Source organism: Lentzea albidocapillata subsp. violacea (assembly GCF_900100275.1).
Taxonomy (GTDB): Bacteria; Actinomycetota; Actinomycetes; order Mycobacteriales; family Pseudonocardiaceae; genus Lentzea; species Lentzea violacea.
In genome coordinates this window covers 416,668-436,788 of sequence record NZ_FNET01000003.1, presented here as the reverse complement: position 1 = coordinate 436,788, position 20,121 = coordinate 416,668, and the positions used below count along the sequence as shown (strand labels likewise).

The window sequence follows — 20,121 nt, the reverse complement described above, 5'->3', positions numbered from 1 at the left end:
CTGCTCGACGGGCTAGGCGGTTTGACCCGATGGTGCGAACTCGCCGGCCTTCACGGAGAGCAGGAACGCGGACCACGTGCCGGGCGCGACCGCGATGTGGGTGGCGGGTGCCTTGCTGTCCCGGATGCCGGTGTTGCGGCCGACCTCAACGCAGTTGCTGGTGTTCGCGCTATAGCTGCTCTTCCGCCACATGCCAGACGGCTCCTCAGATCGCGAGCTCGGAAATCCTCCTCCGGGATTCTTCCGCATCGAGCGCAAGCCGGTCGAGCGCTTCCACCACCTTCTCGTAGCCCTTGACCGAGTCCTTCCGCTCGACGATGAGGTTGGCCTTCTCGGTGTCCAGGAAGACCACCGGTTCGATCCTGTCGAACCGCATGAGCTCGAACGTCCCCGCAGCGCCTGGATGAGCCCCTACGGAGAGCGGCACCATCCGGATGTCGATGTACGGCCTTACAGACATCTGCAGCAGGTGGTGAAGCTGTGCGCGCATGGTGTCGGCACCGCCCACCGGCGCGAGAAGCACCGCCTCATGGATCAAGAAGGTGCACGCAAGCCTCTGCCTGAAGACTTCCTGCATCGCAGTCCGTGCAACGACAGCTTGATCGATCGCGTCCTGCGGAAAGCTGGCCGAGGCGAGACACACCGCCCGCATGTAGTCAGGGAGCTGAACCAGTCCAGGAACAACCAGCGGGCACCAGCTCACGAATTCCTTGGCTTTGAACAGGTGCTCAAGGAAGGTCCGCGGGAGGATCGGCTGCGTTGTGCCGTGGCGCTGCCACCAGTCCTTCTCATCCGTCTGACGGAAGACCTCCAGTATGTGTTCACGCTCTTCCGGCGGCGTACGGCAGAAGCCCAGCAACACGGCCAGGTCCACCTCTGAGCAACCACCCTTGCCGTTCATGAGGTCCGAGAGCTTGCCCGGGTCCCAGTCGATCTTCTCGCAGATCTCGCGCGCGGTCATGCCCGTGGCGGACAGCGCGGCTCGTACCGCGTCGCCGAACTCGCGCCCGCGCGCCGTGGAGAAACGCTTTGGCATGGAACGAAGTTAGGCCCGACCGTCCTCTTTGTGCACTCACCGGCCGAAACTCGACCCGAAGGGAGTTCGTCTCGGAACCCCTCCAATGGTTAACCAACCAGACCGAAACAGGACAACCCGACCTTACTAAACCGTTTTCGAACTACTCCATTCGAGTGACGGCAGAGGTCTAGACCTTGACCTTCGAGTGGTCTAAACCACATCGTTCCGGTACCCCCTGCGACTGAGGAGACCGATGTCCAAGTCCCGATGGCATCTAGCTGCTCTCTTCGCGGCTGTCGCCGCGATGGTCCTCGGAATCGTCGTCGTGCCCGCTGCTAGCGGCGCCGGTGGCGTTTCCGCCACGTTCTCCAAGGGTTCTGACTGGGGAACGGGCTTCGAGGGCAAGTACACGATCAAGAACAACAGCGCGGCGGCCCTGACCTCGTGGACCGTCGAGTTCACGCTCCCCGCCAACCACAAGGTCACCTCGCTGTGGGACGGCTCGTACACGACGAGCGGTCAGACCGTCACGGTCAAGAACACCTGGAACGGCAGCATCGCTGTCGGTGGGTCGGCGAGCTTCGGCTTCAACGGCTCCTACTCCGGCACGTTCGGTGCGCCGACCAACTGCAAGCTCAACGGTGGCTCGTGTGAGGCCGGCGGGACCAACCCGACGACGACCACGACGACCAGCACCACGACTACGACCACCACCACGACGACGACCACGACCGGTCCGCCGCCGCCTCCCGGGAAGATCAACCTGGGCTACTTCGCGGAGTGGGGTGTGTACCCGGCGCGCAACTACCAGGTGAAGAACATCGACACCTCGGGTTCGGCGTCGAAGCTCACGCACATCAACTACGCGTTCGGCAACGTGACCGGCGGCAAGTGCACCATCGGTGAGGCCTACCCCGCCATCGAGAAGTCGATGACGGCGGCGGAGAGCGTCGACGGCGTCGCTGACACCTGGGACGCGCCGGTGCGCGGCAACTTCAACCAGCTGATGAAGCTCAAGAAGAAGTACCCGCACCTCAAGGTGCTCTACTCGTTCGGTGGCTGGACCTGGTCCGGTGGTTTCGGGGAGGCGTCGAGGAACCTGCAGACGTTCGTCGACTCCTGCTACAGCCTGCTCGAGGACCCGCGCTGGGCGAGCCTGTTCGATGGCATCGACATCGACTGGGAGTACCCGAACGCGTGTGGTCTGTCGTGCGACACCAGTGGCTTCGCGGCATACAAGAACATGATGCAGAAGCTGCGCGAGCGGTTCGGCCCGAACTACCTCGTCACCTCGGCGATCACCGCTGACGGCTCCAACGGCGGCAAGATCGACGCTGCTGACTACGGTGGCGCGGCGCCGTTCCAGGACTGGTTCAACGTCATGACGTACGACTACTTCGGTGCGTGGGCGGCTCAGGGCCCGACGGCTCCGCACTCCCCGCTGACGTCGTACACCGGCATCCCGCAGGCCGGCTTCAACTCCGAGGCCGCGATCTCCAAGCTGCGCTCCAAGGGCATTCCGGCCAGCAAGCTCCTGCTCGGCATCGGCTTCTACGGCCGCGGCTGGACGGGTGTGACGCAGGCTGCCCCCGGTGGCACGGCGACGGGTCCGGCTCCGGGCACCTTCGAGGCGGGTATCGAGGACTACAAGGTCCTGAAGACCAAGTGCCCCGCCACCGGCACCGTCGCCGGTACGGCCTACGCGTTCTGCAACGGCCAGTGGTGGAGCTACGACACCCCGCAGACGATCACCAGCAAGATCCAGTGGGCACGCGGCCAGGGTCTCGGCGGCGCGTTCTTCTGGGAGCTCACGGGTGACACCGCGAACGGTGAGTTGATCACAGCGATGAAGAACGCCCTCGGGTAGTCCTTCTCAACGCCGGGAGGGGAGCTGGGTCAACCCAGCTCCCCTTTTGTTTTGCCGAAAAGTCAGCAGAACACCTGGTCCAGCAGCCTGCGGTAGCCGTCGCCAGGGGTACCGCCGCCGGCGGCCTCGGTGATGGACAGTTCGAGGCGCTTGCCGTTCGGCGAGCCGACCATCATCGTCCCGTAGCCGTGGATCTGGCCGTCGTGGCCGTAGATCTTCGTACCGCAGGGCAACGACGCGACCGCGACGCCCAGACCGTAGTCAGGGCTCACCGCCGACGTCTTCGTCAGCTCCTTCTGCTGCATGGGTTTGAGCAGCTTTCCGGCCAGCAGGGCCGTCAGGAACGTGTCCAGGTCGCGGGTCGTCGAGATCATCTCCCCCGCCGCCCAGCCCCACGACGGGTTGAGCCGCGTGACGTCCACGGGCTTGCCGGAGGCATCGGGGAAGTACCCGTGCGCGTGCGGTCCGGGCACCTCCACCGAGTTCCCCGGCAGCACGGTGTCCTTGAGTCGCAACGGCTTGAGGATCCGCTGCTCGACCTCTTGCTGGAACGGCCTGCCGGTGATCTTCTCGACCAGCAGGCCCGCCACGACGTAGTTCGTGTTGGAGTAGCTCCATCGCGTGCCGGGCTCGAAGTCGAGCGGCTTGCTCGTGGAGAACGCGAGCAGCTCCTGCGGAGTCCAGGTCCTGAAGCGGATCGACGGGAACCCGGCCGGGTCGAGCGGCATCGAGTCCGTGTAGTTGTGGAGGCCGCTGGTGTGCTGCAACAACTGCCGGACGGTGATGCGGTGGTCGACCAGGCCGGGCAGGTGGCGCGACACCGGCGCGTCCAGGCCGAGCTTCCCCTCCCCCGCGAGCTGCAGGACCACGGTCGAGACGAACGGCTTGGTGACGCTGCCGATGCGGAAGGTTCCGTTGTGCGGCACGGGTTTGCGAGAGCCCAGCTCGGCGATGCCGGAGCGGACGGTGTCACGGCCGTTGATCCGTGCCTGGATGCCCAGTGCGCCACCGGACTTCGTCAGCTGGTCGATGATCTCCTGCACGGCACCCTGCCGGGCCGGTGCCGCGGAGGCGACACCGGCCGTGGCGAGCAGGGTGGCCGCGGTGAGTGCGGCTACCAATTTCATGATCAGCAGAAGACCTCGGTCAGGAGCTTGGTGAAGGCGTCACCCGGGTCGCCTTCGGTGGGCCCGCTGGTGGCGTTCAACTCGAAGCGCTTCTTGCTGTCCGGCGTGGTCAGCAGCTGCGACGAGTAGCCCGGGATGCCGCCGCCGTGGCCCCACACCTTGGTGCCGCACGGCAGGGTCTCCACCTGCAGGCCGAGACCGTACTGCGGGCTCACGGCGGTGGTCTTGCTGATCTCCTGCTGCTGCGCGGGCTTGAGCAGCTTGCCGCTCGACAGGGCGGTGACGAAGGTGTCGAGGTCACGCGTCGTGGAGATCATCTCGCCGGCGGCCCAGGCGACCGACGGGTTCATGCGGGTGATCTCGGCCGGCTTGCCCGCCACGGTCCAGTACGCGCGGGCGTGCGGGCCGCTGATGCCGACCTTGCCGCCCGGCACCTCGGTGTCGTTGAGGCGCAACGGCTTCAGGATCCGCTGCTCGACAGCCCTCTCGTACGGCTTGCCGGTGATCTTCTCGATCAGCAGGCCGGCGACGACGTAGTTGGTGTTGGAGTAGCTCCACCGCGTGCCGGGCTCGAAGTCGAGCGGCTTCGAGGTCGAGAGGGCGAGCAGCTCCTGCGGCGACCAGTTCTTGTAGCGGATCTGCTCGAACTCGTCCGGGCTGAGCGGCAACGTGCTGGTGTAGTTGAAGAGTCCGCTCGTGTGCTGCAGGACCTGGCGGACGGTGATGCGGCTGTCGACCAGGCCGGGCAGGTAGCGGACGACCGGTGCGTCCAGGTCGACCTTCCCCTCGCCGGCGAGTTGCAACGTCACCGTCGACACGAACGTCTTGGTGATGCTGCCGACGCGGAACCTGCCGTTCTCCGGCACCGGCCTGGCGCTGTTCAGTGCGGCCTTGCCGGAACGGGCGGTGAAGCGCTGCCGTCCGTCCGTGATCCTGGTCTGCACGCCGAGCGCCGCCCCGCTCTGCGTGATCTGGTCCAGAGCCTGCTGGACGACCTGGCGGTCAACGCTCGACGTGTCCGCCGACGCGACGCCCACCGTGGTCAGAGCCAGCAGGCTCGTCGCGGTGACTGTGGCTACCAATCGAATCCCCATGCGCACACCTTGTCGGGGCGGGGCACCGGCGCGCATCCACCTTCAGTCGTACGAAGACCCTAGGGGTTTTGCTGAGAACGTCGGCGAAGACCCTTGCTCCGTTCAGTACGGGCGTTTTGCTGCGTTCATGGCCGAAACGAGCATGGGACGCACTTTCGGCCAATGCACGTCCTTCTGGCAGGAGAACGGCGGCAGGAAGCCACCGCACCTGCCGAAGCCGGCGCCGATCTCCCAGACGAAGCTCGGCACGCCCAGGTCGTCGTACACCCAGTCGTCGGTGGCTCCGGACGCGTTGTAGAGCACCTCGCCCGGCTGGCCGGCCGTGAAGCCGGACAGCGCGGCCATGTCGTTCGCGATCCTGCGCAGGGCGGCGTCGTTGCCCGTCTTCTGCGTGCTCCAGCCCCACGGGAAGAGCACGTAGTCGCCGTAGCTGTGCATGGAGATGACGGCGCCGGTCGTGTCGGCGGAGGCCGCCGCGGTGTCGCCCGGCGCGCGGGTGTCGCGGTAGAGCTTGCGCCACAACGACTCCAGTGCCTGCACCTCCACCTCGGAGTCGGCGCGCGAGCCCCGGTAGGTCTCGCTGCACTTGTTCGTGGACGAGCCGACCTCGCCCCAGTGCGAGCCCGCGTTGCGGTTGAGGTCGACGCCACGCGGGCCGGAGGTGCACGTGCCGTTGGCGTTCTTGCGCTGCAGCACGGGCAAGTCGCCGCCGGACTCTACGATCTCGACGCCGTCCGGGTTGGCGATCGGGACGACCCAGACCTCCAGGTCAGCGAGCATCGCGGTGAGGTCCGAGCCGACCAGGTCGTCGACGAACCGCCACGCCATGTCGCCGGTGGTGATCTCGCGGGCGTGCAGCTGGCCCATCACGAACAGGCGCGGTTTCGGCGCGGTGGGGGTCAACGCGCAGTCACCTGGGCTATTCCGGGTGATGCAGATGGCTTTCAGGTCGTGTCCGCCGCTGCCCTGGGTCTTGCGCCAGGAGTCGCCGTAGTCGACGACGGTCGCGAGTCCGGGGTGTGCCCGGGCGACTTCGTCGAGGTGGGCGAGATGCGCGGTGATCGTCCGGTAACCGCCGTAGTACGTCGTGTCTCCGAGTGAACGTGGTGCCCATTGGGCCGGGGGCATCGCGGTCTCGACGGTGGACGGGAAGCCGTCGGCGCGGAGCTCCTGAGAGGTCCGCGGGTCGCCGACGACGAACAGGTCGTCGCCGTCGCGCTGCTCCAGCACGTCGTAACCGAGGCCCAGCAACCGTTGCGCGGATTCACCCATCGGGGCGGGCACGCGCAGCACGTATGTCGCTTGTGGACCCTCCGCTGGAGCCGGGGCGGGACTGAACAGGAGGGCCAGGCAGGCGAGCAGGGCGACGGCGGTCCGCATGATCAACGATGATCGACCGTTCGGCCGAGTACCGCCAGTCCGTTCGACCGACCGGATGACTACCGGTCGGTGCTGAGGCGGTGGGCCAGTGCCGTGTGGCGGCGGCCCGCGCCGACGGTGCGCACGGCCTGGCCGATGGCTCTCTTGCTGCCCACGAGCACCACGAGCTTCTTCGCGCGCGTGACGGCGGTGTAGAGCAGGTTCCGTTGCAGCATCATCCACGCGCTGGTCGTGATCGGGATGACCACGCACGGGTACTCGCTGCCCTGTGAGCGGTGGATGGTCATGGCGTAGGCGTGGCTGAGCTCGTCCAGCTCGGAGAACTCGTAGTCGACCTCCTCGTCCTCGTCGGTGCGGATGGTCAGCTTCTGCTCGACGGTGTCGAGCGCGATGACGACGCCGAGGGTGCCGTTGAAGACGCCGTTCTTGCCTTTGTCGTAGTTGTTGCGGATCTGGGTGACCTTGTCGCCGACCTTGAACACCCTGCCGCCGAAGCGCTTCTCCGGCAGGTTGTCGCGGGAGGGCGTGAGGGCTTCCTGGAGCACCGTGTTGAGCGCGCCCGCGCCGGCCGGGCCGCGGTGCATCGGGGCGAGGACCTGGATGTCCTTGCGCGGGTCGAGGCGGAACTTGCGCGGGATGCGGTTCGCGACGACGTCGACGGTCAGCGTGGCCGCGTCCTCGGCCTCGTCGGCGCTGAAGAGGAAGAAGTCCGGGAGTCCCTGGATGATCGGGTAGTCGCCGCTGTTGATGCGGTGGGCGTTCGTGACCACGCCGGACTCCTGGGCCTGGCGGAAGATGTGCGTCAGGCGGACGTTCGGGATCGGGCTTCCCTGTGCCAGCACGTCCCTGAGCACCTCCCCCGCGCCGACGGACGGCAGCTGGTCGACGTCGCCGACCAGGAGGAGGTGCGCGCCGGGCGGAACGGCCTTCACGAGTTTGTTGGCCAGCAACAGGTCGAGCATCGAGGCCTCGTCGACGACCACCAGGTCGGCGTCGAGCGGGTGGTCGCGGTCGTACGCCGCGTCACCGCCGGGCCTGAGTTCGAGCAGGCGGTGGACGGTGCGGGCCTCGTGGCCGGTCAGCTCGGCGAGGCGTTTCGCGGCGCGTCCGGTGGGCGCGGCCAGCACGATCTTGGCGCCTTTCGCCTGGGCCAGGCGGACGATCGAGCGGACCGTGAAGCTCTTGCCGCAGCCGGGGCCGCCGGTCAGCACGGCGACCTTCCGAGTCAGAGCCAGCTTGACCGCTGCCTCCTGGTGTTCCTCGAGATCCGTGCCGAGCCAGGCGAGGGCCTTGTCCCAGTCGACGGTGGCGAAGCTCGGCATCCGGTCGGTGTCCGCGTGCAGCAGGCGTTTGAGCTGCGCCGCCATCGAGATCTCGGCGCGGTGGAACGGGACCAGGTAGACGGCGATCTCGTCGTCCGGGAGCTCCTCGCGGACCACGCCCTCTTCCTCGACGAGCTCCGCCAGGCAGTCGATGACCAGGCCGGTGTCGACCTGGAGGATCTTGATGGCCTCCGCGATGAGGGCCTGTTCCGGCAGGTAGCAGTTGCCGTCGCCGGTGGCCTCGGAGAGCGTGAACTGCAGGCCGGCCTTGACGCGTTGCGGGCTGTCGTGCGGGATGCCGACGGCCTTCGCGATCACGTCGGCGGTCTTGAAACCGATGCCCCAGACGTCGCCCGCCAGCCGGTACGGCTCCTCCCTGACGACCTCGATGGCCTTGTCCCCGTACTGCTTGTAGACGCGGACGGCGAGGCTCGTGGAGACGCCGACGCCCTGCAGGAAGACCATGACCTCCTTGATGGCCTTCTGCTCCTCCCAGGCGTCCGCGATGAGCTTGGTGCGCTTGGGGCCGAGCTTCGGGACCTCGATCAGGCGTTCCGGGGAGTGCTCGATGACGTCCAGGGCGTCCACGCCGAAGTGGGTGACGATCTTGTCCGCGAGCACCGGGCCGATGCCCTTGATCAGGCCGGAGCCGAGGTAGCGGCGGATGCCCTGGATCGTCGCGGGCAGGATCGTCGTGTAGTCGTCGACGTGGAACTGCTTGCCGTACTGCGGGTGCGAGCCCCAGGTACCGCGCATGCGGATCGACTCGCCAGGCTGCGCACCGAGCAGCGCGCCGACGACCGTGACCAGGTCACCGCGGCCGGTGTCGACCTTGGCGACGGTGTAGCCGTTGTCCTCGTTGGCGTACGTGATCCTCTCCAGGACCGCTTCGAGGACGTTCATGGTGCGAACCTACAGCGCGGGTCTGCACACGATCTTCACAACTTGTCCCGGCGTCCTCCACGACATACCCATAAAGTCGCCGTCATGACAGGTCAGCGCAGGGTGCTCGTCGTGGAGGACGACATCACGATCGCCGAGTCCGTGGCCGTGCGGCTGCGGGCCGAGGGGTTCCTGGTGTCGGTGGCTCATGACGGGCCCTCCGGGGTCGCCCAGGCGGCCGCGTTCCTCCCTGACCTGGTCGTTCTCGACGTGATGCTGCCGGGGTTCGACGGGCTCGAGGTGTGCCGGCGGATCCAGGCGTCGCGGTCGGTGCCGGTGCTGATGCTGACCGCGCGGGGGGACGAGACCGATCTGCTGGTCGGGCTCGCCGTGGGGGCGGACGACTACCTGACGAAGCCGTTCTCGATGCGCGAGCTGGCGGCACGGGTGCACGTGCTGCTGCGCCGGGTGTCGAGGGCGACGTCGACGCAGTCGATGGAGCTGGGTGACCTGGTGATCGACCTGGCTTCGCGGCGGGTGTCGCGGTCCGGGGTCGAGGCCCACCTGACGCCCACCGAGTACGACCTGCTGGTGTTCCTGGCCGAGCGGCCGTCCGCCGTGCAGGCCAGGGAACGGTTGCTGGCGGAGGCGTGCGGGTGGCACGAGGGAGCGTCGTCGCGGACGGTCGACAGCCACGTGAAGGCACTGCGGCGCAAGCTCGGGGCCGACCTGATCCGGACCGTGCACGGGGTGGGGTACGCGCTGGAGGTACCCGTGAAGAAGGTGTCCTCGTGAGGCGGTTGCTGGATCTGCTGGACATGCTGCCGCGGCCGCTGGACTCGGTGCAGTCGATCAAGCTCAAGCTCGGCATCGTGATCGTGGTGTCCGGGTGTGTTTCGTTCGCCTACTTCCGTTACGTGACCGGGTGGTTGCCGCCTCGGACGACGCTGATCGCTCTCGTGCTGGGGTTGCTGACCTCGCAGTTGCTCGCGCACGGCATGACCTCGCCGTTGCGGGAGATGACCTCTGCCGCCCGGTCGATGGCCTCCGGGGACTACTCGCGGTCGGTCCGCGCCACGTCGTCGGACGAGGTCGGGCAGCTGGCCGAGGCGTTCACGGTGATGGCCGCCGATCTCGCCGCCGCGGACCAGCAGCGGCGGGAGCTGATCGCGAACGTGTCGCACGAGCTGCGGACCCCGATCACGGCGTTGCAGGCCGTGCTGGAGAACGTGGTCGACGGGGTGGCGGTGGCCGACGCGGCGACCATGCGGACCGCGCTGGCGCAGACCGAACGGCTGGGGCGGCTGGTCACCGAACTGCTGGACCTGTCGAAGATCGACGCGGGCGTGCTGTCCCTGAACCGGGAGACGCTGTCCGTCTCGTCCCTGGTGGCCGACGTGGTGGCGGAGGCAGCGGTGGCCGCCCCTTCGGCCTCGTTCTCGATCGACGTCGCCGGGGACCTGACCGTTCTCGCCGACGGGGAGCGGCTGCACCAGGTGCTGGTGAACCTGGTGGACAACGCTGCCCGGCACGGACCCACCGGGGGGTTGGTGTCCGTGGCCGGGTACTCCACGGCGTCGTCCGTGGTGCTGGAGGTCCGGGACGAGGGACCCGGCATCGCGCCGGCCGACCGGTCGCGGATCTTCGAGAGGTTCACCCGAGGGGAGAGGGCGGGCGGTGGCGGGACCGGGCTCGGGCTCGCCATCGCCCGATGGGTGGTGGACCTGCACGGCGGAACGATCGCCGTGGTGGAGCCCGGATCCTGCATCCGGGTGACCTTGCCTCGCTGACGTTTGCCCCGAACTGACCGCTTGCTTGTGTGGCGATGAAGCACGCCCGTTTTCCGGGCTTGGGAGAGAGACATGACTGACGACAAGGCCGCTCGGCGGCCGAAGTACCGGAACTTCCGCAAGGCCGGGTATCGGCCGGTGTCCGGGAGCGGGAAGCCGGTGGGCGCTGGGGGCTCACCGGAACCCGCGGAGGGTGCGGATGTCGAGGCCCCGAAGGTTTCGGAGGCCCCCAGGGTTTCCGAGACCCCGAAGGTTTCGGAGCGGAAGCCCGTCGAGGTCGAGGAGGAGCCCAAGCCCGCCGAAGTACCGTCTCCTGCTCCTGTCGTCACCGCCACCCTGCCGCCGCCGTCTGCGTGGCAGGGCCAGCCCCGCTACCCGGCCCCGATGTCCGCCATGGCGACCCCGGGGGTTCCGTTCATGCCCTGGTGGCGGCCACCCACGACCGGCGCACCGGGCAAAGCCCTGGTCGCGGGCCTCGTGGCGGGGCTGGGTGGCGCGTTCCTCGCCGTGCCGAACAACGGCATCGGCTGGTTCCTGGCGGGGCTGGCCGGTGTCGGCGGGGTGCTGTTCTACGCGGGCAGGCCTACCGTCGAGCGGGCGCTGTGGCTGGCGGGTGCGCTGGCGTTCCTCGCGATGGGCTTCCTGCGCGCCGCGGAGTGGGTGTTCCCGCTGTCGCTGATGGCGTCGATGTTGTGCGGTTCGATCGCCATGGCCGGCGGCAGGACCGTGCGGGGGCTCGTGTTCGGCACGCTGGGTGTCGGGCTGGGTGGGCTTCGGTCCATTCCCTGGGTTGCCAAGGGGCTCCGCAGGCGGGGGCGGATCGGGATCCGGCCGTTCGTCTCCGCCGGTGTGGCGCTGGTGTTGCTGGTGGTCTTCGGGTCGCTGCTGGCCGGGGCGGACAAGGGGTTCAACGACTTCCTCGAAGGCCTGGTGCCGGACCTCGAACTCGGCACGTACGTGCAGAAGGCGTTCTTCGGAGTCGTTGCGGCGCTTGGTGCTCTGGGGGCCTGCTATCTGGTGGCGGCGCCGCCGGAGATCGACGAGGACGCCGAGGCGAAGCCGGGATCGTTGCGGCTCAAGGACTACGGGCTGCCCGTCGGTGTGCTCGTGGTGTTGTTCACCGGGTTCGTGGGCACGCAGCTCGCGGTGCTGTTCGGTGGCGAGACCTACGTGATGAAGACGGCGGGCGTGACGTTCGCCGAGTACGCGCGGACCGGGTTCTGGCAGCTGCTGTGGGTCGCCGTTCTCACGCTCGGCGTAATTGCCGGTGTCGCGCGGTTCGCCGTGAAGAAGACGAAGCAGGAACAGTTGTGGCTGCGGGTGTTGCTCGGTTCGCTGGCTGTTCTCACGCTGGTCATCGTGGCGAGTGCCTTGAGCCGCATGTGGTTCTACCAGCAGGCGTACGGCTGGACGGTGCTGCGGCTGCTCGTCGCGTCGTGCGAGCTGTGGCTGGCGGTCGTGTACCTGATGGTGATCGCGAGCGGGATCTCGTTGCGCGCCAACTGGTTGCCCAAGGCGATCGTCGCGAGCGGTGCCGCGTTCTTCCTTGCGGTGCTGGCGATGAACCCCGAACGGATGGTCGCCGACTACAACGTGTCGCGGTTCGAGGCGACGAAGAAGATCGACACGTACTACCTGTCGCAGTTGTCGGAGGACGCGGTGCCCGCGTTGGTCAGGCTGCCCGCGCACGAACGCTCGTGTGCCTTGCGGTGGATGAAGAATCGCACCGTCGAGCAGGACTGGCGGGAGTGGAACCTCGCGCGCCACAACGCAAGGAAGTCACTCGAAAGTGTTGCGGTGACTGAGGTCACCTGTGAACGTGCATACTCCGGAGAGAGGTAGTCCGTTACGCGGCTGTAAAGTTGTGCAGCTACCGGTTGCCGAGAGGGTGAGAAGTGACGCTGACGTGACGATCGCGGCTGAACCCGTTGTTCTTCGATCGATGTTCACCGCAGGCGAGGCGCCCACACCGCGCACCCTCCTGGACATCCTGCGCGCGAGTGCCGAAAAGCACCCGGACGCGCTGGCCGTCGACGACGGCACCACCGCGCTGACGTACCGCGCACTGATCACGGAAGTACTGGAACTCAAGGACAAGCTCGCCGCCGAGGGCGTTGGGGTCGGCGACCGGGTCGGCATTCGAGTGCCGTCCGGCACGGTCGATCTCTACGTCTCGATCCTGGCGGCCCTCGCGGCCGGCGCGGCCTACGTGCCGGTCGACTTCGAGGACCCGGACGAGCGGGCCGAGCTCGTTTTCGGTGAGGCACAGGTGGGTGCCGTGCTCGGCGAGGGCCGTTCCCTCGTGCGGCACGGCACCACGCTCGGCGTACCCGGCGAGCCGGGTCTGGACAACGACGCGTGGATCATCTTCACGTCCGGTTCGACCGGTAAGCCCAAGGGCGTCGCGGTGACGCACCGCAACGCCGCCGCGTTCGTCGACGCCGAGGCGCGCCTGTTCCTGCGGGACGAGCCGATCGGGCCGGAAGATCGTGTGCTGGCCGGGCTTTCGGTCGCGTTCGACGCCTCCTGCGAGGAGATGTGGCTCGCGTGGCGCTACGGCGCCTGCCTGGTGCCCGCGCCGCGCTCGTTGGTGCGCACGGGCATGGATCTGGGCCCGTGGCTGGTCGAGCAGGAGATCACCGTCGTCTCCACGGTGCCGACGCTGGCCGCGCTGTGGCCCGTCGAGGCGCTGGACGACGTCCGGTTGCTGATCTTCGGCGGCGAGGCCTGCCCGCCCGAACTGGCCGAGCGGCTCGCCGTCGACGGCCGCGAGGTCTGGAACACCTACGGGCCGACGGAAGCGACGGTCGTCGCCTGTGCCGCGCAGATGACCGGTATCGGTCCCGTGCGCATCGGCCTCCCGCTGGACGGCTGGGACCTCGTCGTCGTGGACGCGCAGGGCGAGGTCGTGCCGATGGGCGAGTCCGGCGAACTGGTGATCGGCGGCGTCGGCCTGGCGCGCTACCTCGACGACGAGAAGGACGCGCAGAAGTACGCGCCGCTGCCCTCGATGGGCTGGGACCGCGCGTACCGCAGCGGTGACATGGTCCGCGCCGAGCCGGAGGGCCTCGTCTTCCTCGGCCGCGCGGACGAGCAGATCAAGCTCGGCGGCCGCCGGATCGAACTGGGCGAGGTCGACGCGGCGCTGGCCGCACTGCCCGGTATCGCCGGAGCCGCCGCTGCCGTGCGCACGACGCGGGGCGGCAACCAGATCCTCGTCGGCTACGTGGTGGTCGACGGCGAGTTCGACCAGGAAACGGCTGTCGACCAGCTGCGTTCCGAGCTGCCGGCCGCGCTGGTGCCGTTGATCGCGGTGGTCGAGACCCTGCCCACGCGCACGTCGGGCAAGGTCGACCGCGCCGCGCTGCCGTGGCCGCTGGCGTCGATGGACACCGCGGGCGTGGTGTTCTCCGGTCTCGAAGGCTGGCTCGCGGAGCAGTGGGCCGCCGTGCTCGGCTCCGGTCCCGCCTCCGAGGGCGCGAACTTCTTCTCGTCCGGCGGTAGCTCGCTGGGCGCCGCGCAGCTGGTCTCCCTGATCCGCACGCGCTACCCGAGCACGTCGGTGCAGGACATCTACCAGAACCCGACGCTGTACAAGCTGGCCCGCCGCCTGGAGTCGTACGGCGAGACGGCCGAGGTGCGCGAGGTCGCGCCGACGCCCCGCTGGACCGGCGTCGTCCAGACGCTGCTGATGATCCCGCTGCTCACGATCTCCGGCGCCCGCTGGGTCGTCGCGCTGACGGCCCTGTCGAACGTGCTGGGCTGGACGTCCGTGTCGTGGTGGTGGGTGGCTGCGGGGTTCGCGGTGTTCCTGAGCCCCGCCGGACGCCTCGCGATCTCCGCCGGCGGCGCCCGGTTGCTGCTGCGCGGTGTGAAGCCCGGCGAGTACCCACGCGGCGGCTCCGTCCACTTGCGACTGTGGACCGCCGAGATGCTGGCGCAGATGTCGCGCGCCACCGAGCTTTCCGGCTCCTGGGTCACGCACTACGCGCGGGCGTTGGGCGCGAAGATCGGCCCCGGTGTCGACCTGCACTCGCTGCCGCCGGTCACGGGCATGCTGAAGGTCGGGCGCGGTGCCGCCGTCGAGCCCGAGGTCGACCTGTCCGGCTGGTGGCTGGACGGCGACCGGCTGCGCATCGGCCGCATCCGGATCGGCGCGGGCGCGACGGTCGGTGCGCGCAGCACGCTGTTCCCCGGCGCCCGGATCGGCAAGAAGGCCGAGGTGGCGCCCGGTTCGGGTGTCGTCAGGTCGGTGCCGACCGGTCAGCGCTGGTCCGGCGTGCCCGCCACCCGCGAGGGCAAGGCGGCGCGCTCGTTCCCGTCACGCCGCCCGGAGCGGTCGCGCTTCTGGAACCTCATGTACGGCGTCTCGTCCGGCCTGCTGGCCGCGCTGCCGCTGCTGGCGGCGGCTCCGGCCCTGCTCTACGTGCTGCGCCGGCCGGTCACCCTGACGTCGGCGCTGTGGGACGTTCCGGTCGCCTCGGCGATCTGGTTCGGCACCTACGCGCTGCTGATACTGGTCTCGGTGCGGCTGTTGGGCATCGGCATGCGCGAGGGCCACTACCCGGTGCACAGCCGCGTCGCGTGGGCGGCGTGGACGACCGAGCGGTTGATGAACAACGCGCGCACGGCCCTGTTCCCGCTGTACGCGTCGCTGTTCACGCCGGTGTGGCTGCGGCTGCTCGGCATGAAGGTCGGCCGCCACGTGGAGGCCTCGACCGTGGTCGCGCTGCCGAAGATGACCCGAGTGGGCGACGGCGCGTTCCTGGCCGACGACACGATGGTCGCGACGTACGAGCTCGGCGGCGGCTGGCTGCGCATCGCCACGGCACGCGTGGGCAAGCGGGCGTTCCTGGGCAACTCAGGCATGACGGCGCCCGGCCGCAACGTGCCGAAGGGCGGGCTCGTCGGCGTGCTGTCGGCGGCGCCGAAGCGGGCCAAGGCCGGCTCGTCGTACCTGGGCATGCCCCCGATGAAGCTGCCGCGCGCCGCCGAGGTGTCGGACCAGTCGCGCACGTTCAACCCGCCCAAGCACCTGATGTGGGCGCGGGCGCTGGTCGAGCTGTGCCGGTTCGTCCCGGTGATGCTGAACGTCGCTCTCGTCGTGCTCGTGCTGTTCGCACTGAAGGAGTTCGGGCTCTGGTGGTCCGGCGTCGTGCTGCTGGGCGCGGGCGTCGCCGCGTGTCTGGTCGCCGTCGTTGCCAAGTGGACGCTCGTGGGCCGTTTCAAGGTGCGTGAGTACCCGCTGTGGTCGGCGTTCGTGTGGCGCAACGAGCTGGCGGACACGTTCGTCGAGGTGCTCGCGGTGCCGTGGCTCGTCGGGTTCTCCGGTGGCACGCCGCTGATGAACCTGTGGCTGCGCTCGCTGGGCGCGTCGGTCGGCCGTGGCGTGTGGTGCGAGTCGTACTGGCTGCCCGAGGCGGATCTGGTGAAGCTGGGTGCCGGCGCGTCGGTGAACCGGGGCTGCGTCGTGCAGACGCACCTGTTCCACGACCGGATCCTGCGGATGGACCGCGTGGAGCTGGGCGCCGGTTCTACTTTGGGCCCGCACGGCATCGTGCTGCCCGGAGCGTCCGTGGGCGCTCACACCACGATCGGACCCGCCTCGCTCGTCATGCGCGGAGAGGATGTACCGTCGGGAACCCGTTGGCTGGGCAACCCGATCTCCGCGTGGACATGAGCCTCTCCGTACAGCATTACGCACTGGAGCTTGACTACAAGCCGTACTCCGCGCGCCTCTCCGGACGCGCGGTGTTGCAGGCTTCCTGCACCTCGCTGTCGTCGTTCTCGTTGTCCTTCGGTCCGCTGCGGATCTCGAAGGTGCTGGTGAACGGCAAACCCGCGCGCTACGGCCACTCTGGTGGCGTTCTGAACATCCGCGCCGCCGTGCGAGGGGCCTTCTCGGTCGAGGTCCGCTATTCGGGCATGCCGGTGCCGGTCTCGACGCCCGAGTGGGGCGATCTGGGCTGGGACCAGCTCACCGACGGCTCGATCGTGGCGTCCCAGCCGATCGGGGCGCCGTCGTGGTTCCCGTGCCTGGACGACCCGTCCTCGAAGGCCTCCTACCACCTGGAGGTGACGGCGCCCTCGCCGTACACGGTGGTGTGCAACGGGGTGCTGGTCGACGGCAAGGTGTCCGGCAGCACGACCCGGTGGACGTACTCGATGGCCGCGCCGATGGCGACCTACCTGGCGACCGTCCAGATCGGACAGTACGTCGAGGCCCTGCCGGACGTGTGGGCACCTGCCCGGCTGGGCCGGCTCGTGGCGCACGACTTCGGCCGGCAGGCCGCGATGATCGAGCTGTTCTCGTCGTTGTTCGGGCCCTACCCGTTCGAGAGGTACTCGGTCGTCGTCACCGATGACGAGCTCGACGTTCCCGTTGAGGCGCAAGGGTTGTCGACGTTCGGGGCCAACCACGTGGACGGCCGCCGCGGTTCGGAACGGCTGGTGGCGCACGAGCTGGCGCACCAGTGGTTCGGCAACTCCGTCGGGATTGCCGCGTGGGAGCACATCTGGCTCAATGAGGGCTTCGCCTGCTACTCGGAGTGGCTCTGGTCCGAGGCTTCCGGCGGCCGGTCCGCGGACGCTTGTGCTGCCGCAGCAGGAGATCTGCTGCGCCGGTTGCCGCAGAACCTGGTGATCGGACGGCCGCCGCGCGCGGACTGGTTCGACGACCGGGTCTACAAACGCGGAGCGTTGACGTTGCACGCGCTGCGCCGCGAGATGGGCGACGACTCGTTCTTCGCGCTGCTGCGGGAGTGGTGCGCCCGCCACCGGCACGGCGTGGTGACGACCGAGGACTTCCTCTCGCTCGCCGGGCACAGGGAGTTGCTCACCAGCTGGCTCTTCAAGCCCGAGTTGCCTCGCTAGACCACTTCCACACCAGCGGCGGGCGGCCTCCCTTGGGCAACGCGGCCGCGTGCTCGCTGGTGCGGCCGAGGCCCGGCACGCGGTCCATCGTGCGGCCCAGGTTGGCCGGGTAGGGCCGGTCGCCGGTGAGCGACTCGGTGACGTCGAGTGCCTGCGCCGTCGTGAACTCGGGCCCGAGCAGGCCCGCGGTGAACGGCACGTCGCGCCAGAGCTTGTCCGCGAACAACGGCCGGCAGTCGGCGACGATCCGGTCGTGGTCGAAGGCGAGCGCGGGCATGGCGTCGAGCCGGCTCCAGACGGCCAGGTCGCCGGTCGGACTGGTCACCGTGGCCCACAGGGCGATCGACAACGTCGGGCCACGCGGGTCACGCGACGGCTCGTCGAACGTGGCGAGCTGGCCGGTCGCGGTCACCGACTTCTCGCTGAGGCCCAGCTTCCCGGTGACGGCCCTGGCGGTCGCGTCCCGCAGCCGCTCACCCCTGCCCAGCAGCACACCGGGCAGTGCCAGCTCACCCGCGAACGGCTCCTGTGCGCGCGGTGCGACCCCCACGAGCACCGTGCGTGCCTCCGGATCAAACCGGAGCACGATCACGTCTACCGAGACCAACGTCGACTCGATCATGCCGTGGATTGTCCCGCACCGCGTAGTCCGCCCTGGCCGGCCCCGCGCCGGTGACGAGCACGTCGACATCGAGCAGGTCCTCCAGGTACGCGACGGGGTCGGGCATGTCCTCCAGGCTCGACCCGGTGGCGACCTTCAGGCCGTCAGCGTCCAGGTGCGTCACGGCCAGCCCGTCGATGCCCCCACAGCAATCGACGGAATAGCGCAGCAACGCGGCGTCCAGGTGCCCGGCCCGCCATGCGCCCTGGAACTCCCCTGTGCCGTTGTGCGGCTCCGGGAAGCGTGCCAGGACGGCCTGGTCCTCGGTCGGCAGCGGACCGGCGCCGTGGCGCGTCTGGTAGGTCCTGGTCACGCCGATCACGCGGGCCGGACGTCCTTGCAGCAGTTCCCGGGCGTTGCGCGGCACGACCGTGGACCAGGTGGTGTGCGGGTGGAAGCCGTAGGTCTCGTCGAGCAGGACGCCCTGCGCGCCCTCGAAGACGACTCGGCCCGCGTCGAGCAGCCCTTCGTGGCCCTCGGTGATCCGGACGGCGTCCGCGAACGCGCCGTAGAGCCCGACCAGTTCGTCGACGCTCGGGCCGTCGCCGATCAGCGGCTCGTAGAACCTGGCGAGCGCGTCCAGCCTCGTGCGCAGCACCGCGGGGTGCAGGCAGTCGCCGACGGTCGGGGCGGGGCCCGGCTCACCGAGCACCCGTTGTCCCTCGACCACGTCCCCCTCACGCGCCCCGGCGAGCAGCCCGTACCAGGCGGTTTCGCCGATCCCCTTGCCGCACGACCCGTGCCGGTCGCCGCCCCTGGCCCTCTCCCGTGCCCGGTTCGCGGCGACGTGGAACGGCGTGGTGAGCAGCGCGTCAGCGTCGATCGACATCAGCGAGAGCGGGTTCGCGACGCCGAGCGCCTCCAGTTCGCGTGACTCGGTCGCCAGCGCGATCGGCTCGACGAGCACGTACCGCGACAGCCAGGTCGGCACACCCGCGAGCGTGCCGGACCCGAACTGGCTGAAGGTGTGGTGCCTGCCGCCGGCGATCACGTTGTGCGCGGCCTGCGCTCCCCCGTTGAACCGCACGACGGCGGACACCGGTCCGTCGGCGCACAACGCGTCTACGACGGCTCCCTTGCCCTCGTCGCCGAACCCCAGCCCGACGACGATCACGTGGTCGTTCATCAGCTCAGCGCCACGTCGTCGGGACCGTCGATGCCGAGCGGTGCGGCGACGACCGGCCGTACGGCGTTGCCGACGGCGACCAGGGCCTTGCCGACGGCCTTGCTCTCGGCGACCGACCCGATCTCGGCGAGGTCCACCAGGGCCTGGTCGAGATCGACCACACGTTCCTCCATGCCGATCGTCGCCGCGATGAGCTCGCACACCGCGCCGGGGTCGTCCAGCTTGAGGAAGTTCTGCCCGAGGATCGTCCGCCAGTGGTCACCGATGCTGTCGTCGTTGAAGTACGACGACTGGTTGGGCAGGATGAAGTAGACGTTCCACTTGAGAGCGAGCTCGCGGTAGACCGACACCGGGTCGATGTCCTGTTTGACGTCGTCACCGATGATCCGGCGGATGTGCTTGGCCTCCAGCCGCGGCTTGTTCAGCTCGTCGCCGATGATGAACAGGTAGCCCTTCCGGCCCCGCTTCTGCCACGCGTCGGTGACGACGTGCCGTGCCACGAAGTACGCGGCGAGCTCGTAGGACTCGCTCTTCTGCCCGCCGCCATTGCCTTCGAGGAAGATGTCCCGCAGCTGCTCGTCCATGCGGTTGTCCGACTCGAACTGGCCGACCTGCAGCGGCACGCGGTCGCTGTCGGCGTCACCGATCCCGCCGAACATCAGCTGCGGGTCGGCGAGATATCCCTTGCGCTGCAACAGTCCGTGCAGCTTGCCGAGCTTGCCCTGCATGATCCGCGGCACCGCGCCCATCGACCCGGTCACGTCGAACAGCACCGCGATCGGTGTCGAGTCGGCGTGGTCGGGCGAGTCGCGGCACTCGCGGTACTCGACGTTCAGCGGGTCGAGCGACGGCGCCGCCTTCCAGCTCGACGAGGGCGCCGACTTGATCGAGGCGGTGTAGCCGAAGTCCGCGATTCCCTTGGCCGCGCGGAAGGTCTTCGCCGCCGCGTACGCGTTGTCATCCCACTTGCCGTGTCCCATG

Annotated in this window: 15 protein-coding genes; 6 read left to right on the top strand and 9 right to left on the bottom strand. The window is 68.8% G+C overall.

What is annotated here, in order from left to right:
* Positions 1-12: 12 nt before the first annotated feature.
* Both BLR21_RS09960 and BLR21_RS09955 read right to left on the bottom strand, forming a co-directional pair.
* Positions 13-192 (bottom strand): DUF397 domain-containing protein, encoded by a 180-nt coding sequence (locus BLR21_RS09960; protein WP_143027671.1) that lies wholly within the window; start codon positions 190-192, stop codon positions 13-15.
* 13 nt (positions 193-205) lie between these two features.
* Complete coding sequence (locus BLR21_RS09955) at positions 206-1,036, bottom strand: helix-turn-helix domain-containing protein (RefSeq protein ID WP_090005504.1); 831 nt, start codon at positions 1,034-1,036, stop codon at positions 206-208.
* Positions 1,037-1,271: 235 nt separating this feature from the next.
* Here BLR21_RS09955 and BLR21_RS09950 point away from each other — a divergent pair, with 235 nt between their 5' ends.
* Complete coding sequence (locus tag BLR21_RS09950; RefSeq protein ID WP_090005503.1) at positions 1,272-2,885, top strand: glycosyl hydrolase family 18 protein; 1,614 nt, start codon at positions 1,272-1,274, stop codon at positions 2,883-2,885.
* A gap of 62 nt (positions 2,886-2,947) precedes the next feature.
* Here BLR21_RS09950 and BLR21_RS09945 read toward each other — a convergent pair whose 3' ends face one another.
* The 4 genes from BLR21_RS09945 to recD2 all read right to left on the bottom strand — a co-directional run bounded on the left by BLR21_RS09945 (position 2,948) and on the right by recD2 (position 8,711).
* A complete protein-coding gene (locus BLR21_RS09945) occupies positions 2,948-4,012 on the bottom strand; it encodes a serine hydrolase domain-containing protein (protein WP_176929554.1) in 1,065 nt (354 codons plus the stop codon).
* Between the two features lie 2 nt (positions 4,013-4,014).
* On the bottom strand, positions 4,015-5,106 hold the full coding sequence (locus BLR21_RS09940) for a serine hydrolase domain-containing protein (RefSeq protein WP_090005501.1): 1,092 nt from the start codon (positions 5,104-5,106) through the stop codon (positions 4,015-4,017).
* Positions 5,107-5,208: 102 nt separating this feature from the next.
* Positions 5,209-6,486 carry a M14 family zinc carboxypeptidase gene (locus BLR21_RS09935; RefSeq protein WP_090005500.1) on the bottom strand — a complete coding sequence of 426 codons (1,278 nt, stop codon included), beginning with the start codon at positions 6,484-6,486 and terminating at the stop codon, positions 5,209-5,211.
* A gap of 59 nt (positions 6,487-6,545) precedes the next feature.
* Positions 6,546-8,711, bottom strand: coding sequence for an SF1B family DNA helicase RecD2 (gene recD2 / locus BLR21_RS09930; RefSeq protein WP_090005499.1), 2,166 nt, complete (start codon positions 8,709-8,711; stop codon positions 6,546-6,548).
* 84 nt (positions 8,712-8,795) lie between these two features.
* Between recD2 and BLR21_RS09925 the strand changes: the two genes are divergently transcribed.
* The 5 genes from BLR21_RS09925 to BLR21_RS09905 all read left to right on the top strand — a co-directional run bounded on the left by BLR21_RS09925 (position 8,796) and on the right by BLR21_RS09905 (position 17,353).
* Complete coding sequence (locus BLR21_RS09925) at positions 8,796-9,485, top strand: response regulator transcription factor (protein WP_090005498.1); 690 nt, start codon at positions 8,796-8,798, stop codon at positions 9,483-9,485.
* A gap of 23 nt (positions 9,486-9,508) precedes the next feature.
* Entirely contained in the window at positions 9,509-10,480 is a 972-nt protein-coding gene (locus BLR21_RS09920) for a HAMP domain-containing sensor histidine kinase (protein WP_090005638.1), read from the top strand.
* Between the two features lie 72 nt (positions 10,481-10,552).
* Positions 10,553-12,322 carry a DUF4153 domain-containing protein gene (locus BLR21_RS09915; protein WP_090005497.1) on the top strand — a complete coding sequence of 590 codons (1,770 nt, stop codon included), beginning with the start codon at positions 10,553-10,555 and terminating at the stop codon, positions 12,320-12,322.
* Between the two features lie 100 nt (positions 12,323-12,422).
* Entirely contained in the window at positions 12,423-16,160 is a 3,738-nt protein-coding gene (locus tag BLR21_RS09910) for a Pls/PosA family non-ribosomal peptide synthetase (RefSeq protein ID WP_090005496.1), read from the top strand.
* Positions 16,157-17,353 (top strand): M1 family metallopeptidase, encoded by a 1,197-nt coding sequence (locus BLR21_RS09905; protein WP_090005637.1) that lies wholly within the window; start codon positions 16,157-16,159, stop codon positions 17,351-17,353. The genes BLR21_RS09910 and BLR21_RS09905 overlap by 4 nt, the downstream gene beginning before the upstream one ends.
* Here the strand turns inward: BLR21_RS09905 and BLR21_RS09900 are convergent.
* From BLR21_RS09900 to BLR21_RS09890, 3 genes are read right to left on the bottom strand one after another with little or no spacing between them, the layout of a single operon-like run.
* Positions 17,331-17,975, bottom strand: coding sequence for an NUDIX hydrolase (locus BLR21_RS09900; RefSeq protein ID WP_090005495.1), 645 nt, complete (start codon positions 17,973-17,975; stop codon positions 17,331-17,333). The two genes, BLR21_RS09905 and BLR21_RS09900, sit on opposite strands and share 23 nt — an antisense overlap.
* Positions 17,926-19,140 (bottom strand): adenylosuccinate synthetase, encoded by a 1,215-nt coding sequence (locus BLR21_RS09895; RefSeq protein ID WP_090005494.1) that lies wholly within the window; start codon positions 19,138-19,140, stop codon positions 17,926-17,928. Before BLR21_RS09895 ends, BLR21_RS09900 begins: the two co-directional genes overlap by 50 nt.
* On the bottom strand, positions 19,140-20,120 hold the full coding sequence (locus BLR21_RS09890) for a hypothetical protein (protein ID WP_090005493.1): 981 nt from the start codon (positions 20,118-20,120) through the stop codon (positions 19,140-19,142). The genes BLR21_RS09895 and BLR21_RS09890 overlap by 1 nt, the downstream gene beginning before the upstream one ends.
* Position 20,121 lies beyond the last annotated feature (1 nt).

Excerpts from the sequence above, each read along its gene's own strand:
- BLR21_RS09960 (WP_143027671.1), bottom strand. The coding sequence starts at position 192 with ATGTGGCGGAAGAGCAGCTATAGCGCGAACACCAGCAACTGCGTTGAG.
- BLR21_RS09955 (WP_090005504.1), bottom strand. The coding sequence starts at position 1,036 with ATGCCAAAGCGTTTCTCCACGGCGCGCGGGCGCGAGTTCGGCGACGCG.
- BLR21_RS09950 (WP_090005503.1), top strand. The coding sequence starts at position 1,272 with ATGTCCAAGTCCCGATGGCATCTAGCTGCTCTCTTCGCGGCTGTCGCC.
- BLR21_RS09945 (WP_176929554.1), bottom strand. The coding sequence starts at position 4,012 with ATGAAATTGGTAGCCGCACTCACCGCGGCCACCCTGCTCGCCACGGCC.
- BLR21_RS09940 (WP_090005501.1), bottom strand. The coding sequence starts at position 5,106 with ATGGGGATTCGATTGGTAGCCACAGTCACCGCGACGAGCCTGCTGGCT.
- BLR21_RS09935 (WP_090005500.1), bottom strand. The coding sequence starts at position 6,486 with ATGCGGACCGCCGTCGCCCTGCTCGCCTGCCTGGCCCTCCTGTTCAGT.
- recD2 (WP_090005499.1), bottom strand. The coding sequence starts at position 8,711 with ATGAACGTCCTCGAAGCGGTCCTGGAGAGGATCACGTACGCCAACGAG.
- BLR21_RS09925 (WP_090005498.1), top strand. The coding sequence starts at position 8,796 with ATGACAGGTCAGCGCAGGGTGCTCGTCGTGGAGGACGACATCACGATC.
- BLR21_RS09920 (WP_090005638.1), top strand. The coding sequence starts at position 9,509 with ATGCTGCCGCGGCCGCTGGACTCGGTGCAGTCGATCAAGCTCAAGCTC.
- BLR21_RS09915 (WP_090005497.1), top strand. The coding sequence starts at position 10,553 with ATGACTGACGACAAGGCCGCTCGGCGGCCGAAGTACCGGAACTTCCGC.
- BLR21_RS09910 (WP_090005496.1), top strand. The coding sequence starts at position 12,423 with ATGTTCACCGCAGGCGAGGCGCCCACACCGCGCACCCTCCTGGACATC.
- BLR21_RS09905 (WP_090005637.1), top strand. The coding sequence starts at position 16,157 with ATGAGCCTCTCCGTACAGCATTACGCACTGGAGCTTGACTACAAGCCG.
- BLR21_RS09900 (WP_090005495.1), bottom strand. The coding sequence starts at position 17,975 with ATGATCGAGTCGACGTTGGTCTCGGTAGACGTGATCGTGCTCCGGTTT.
- BLR21_RS09895 (WP_090005494.1), bottom strand. The coding sequence starts at position 19,140 with ATGAACGACCACGTGATCGTCGTCGGGCTGGGGTTCGGCGACGAGGGC.
- BLR21_RS09890 (WP_090005493.1), bottom strand. The coding sequence starts at position 20,120 with ATGGGACACGGCAAGTGGGATGACAACGCGTACGCGGCGGCGAAGACC.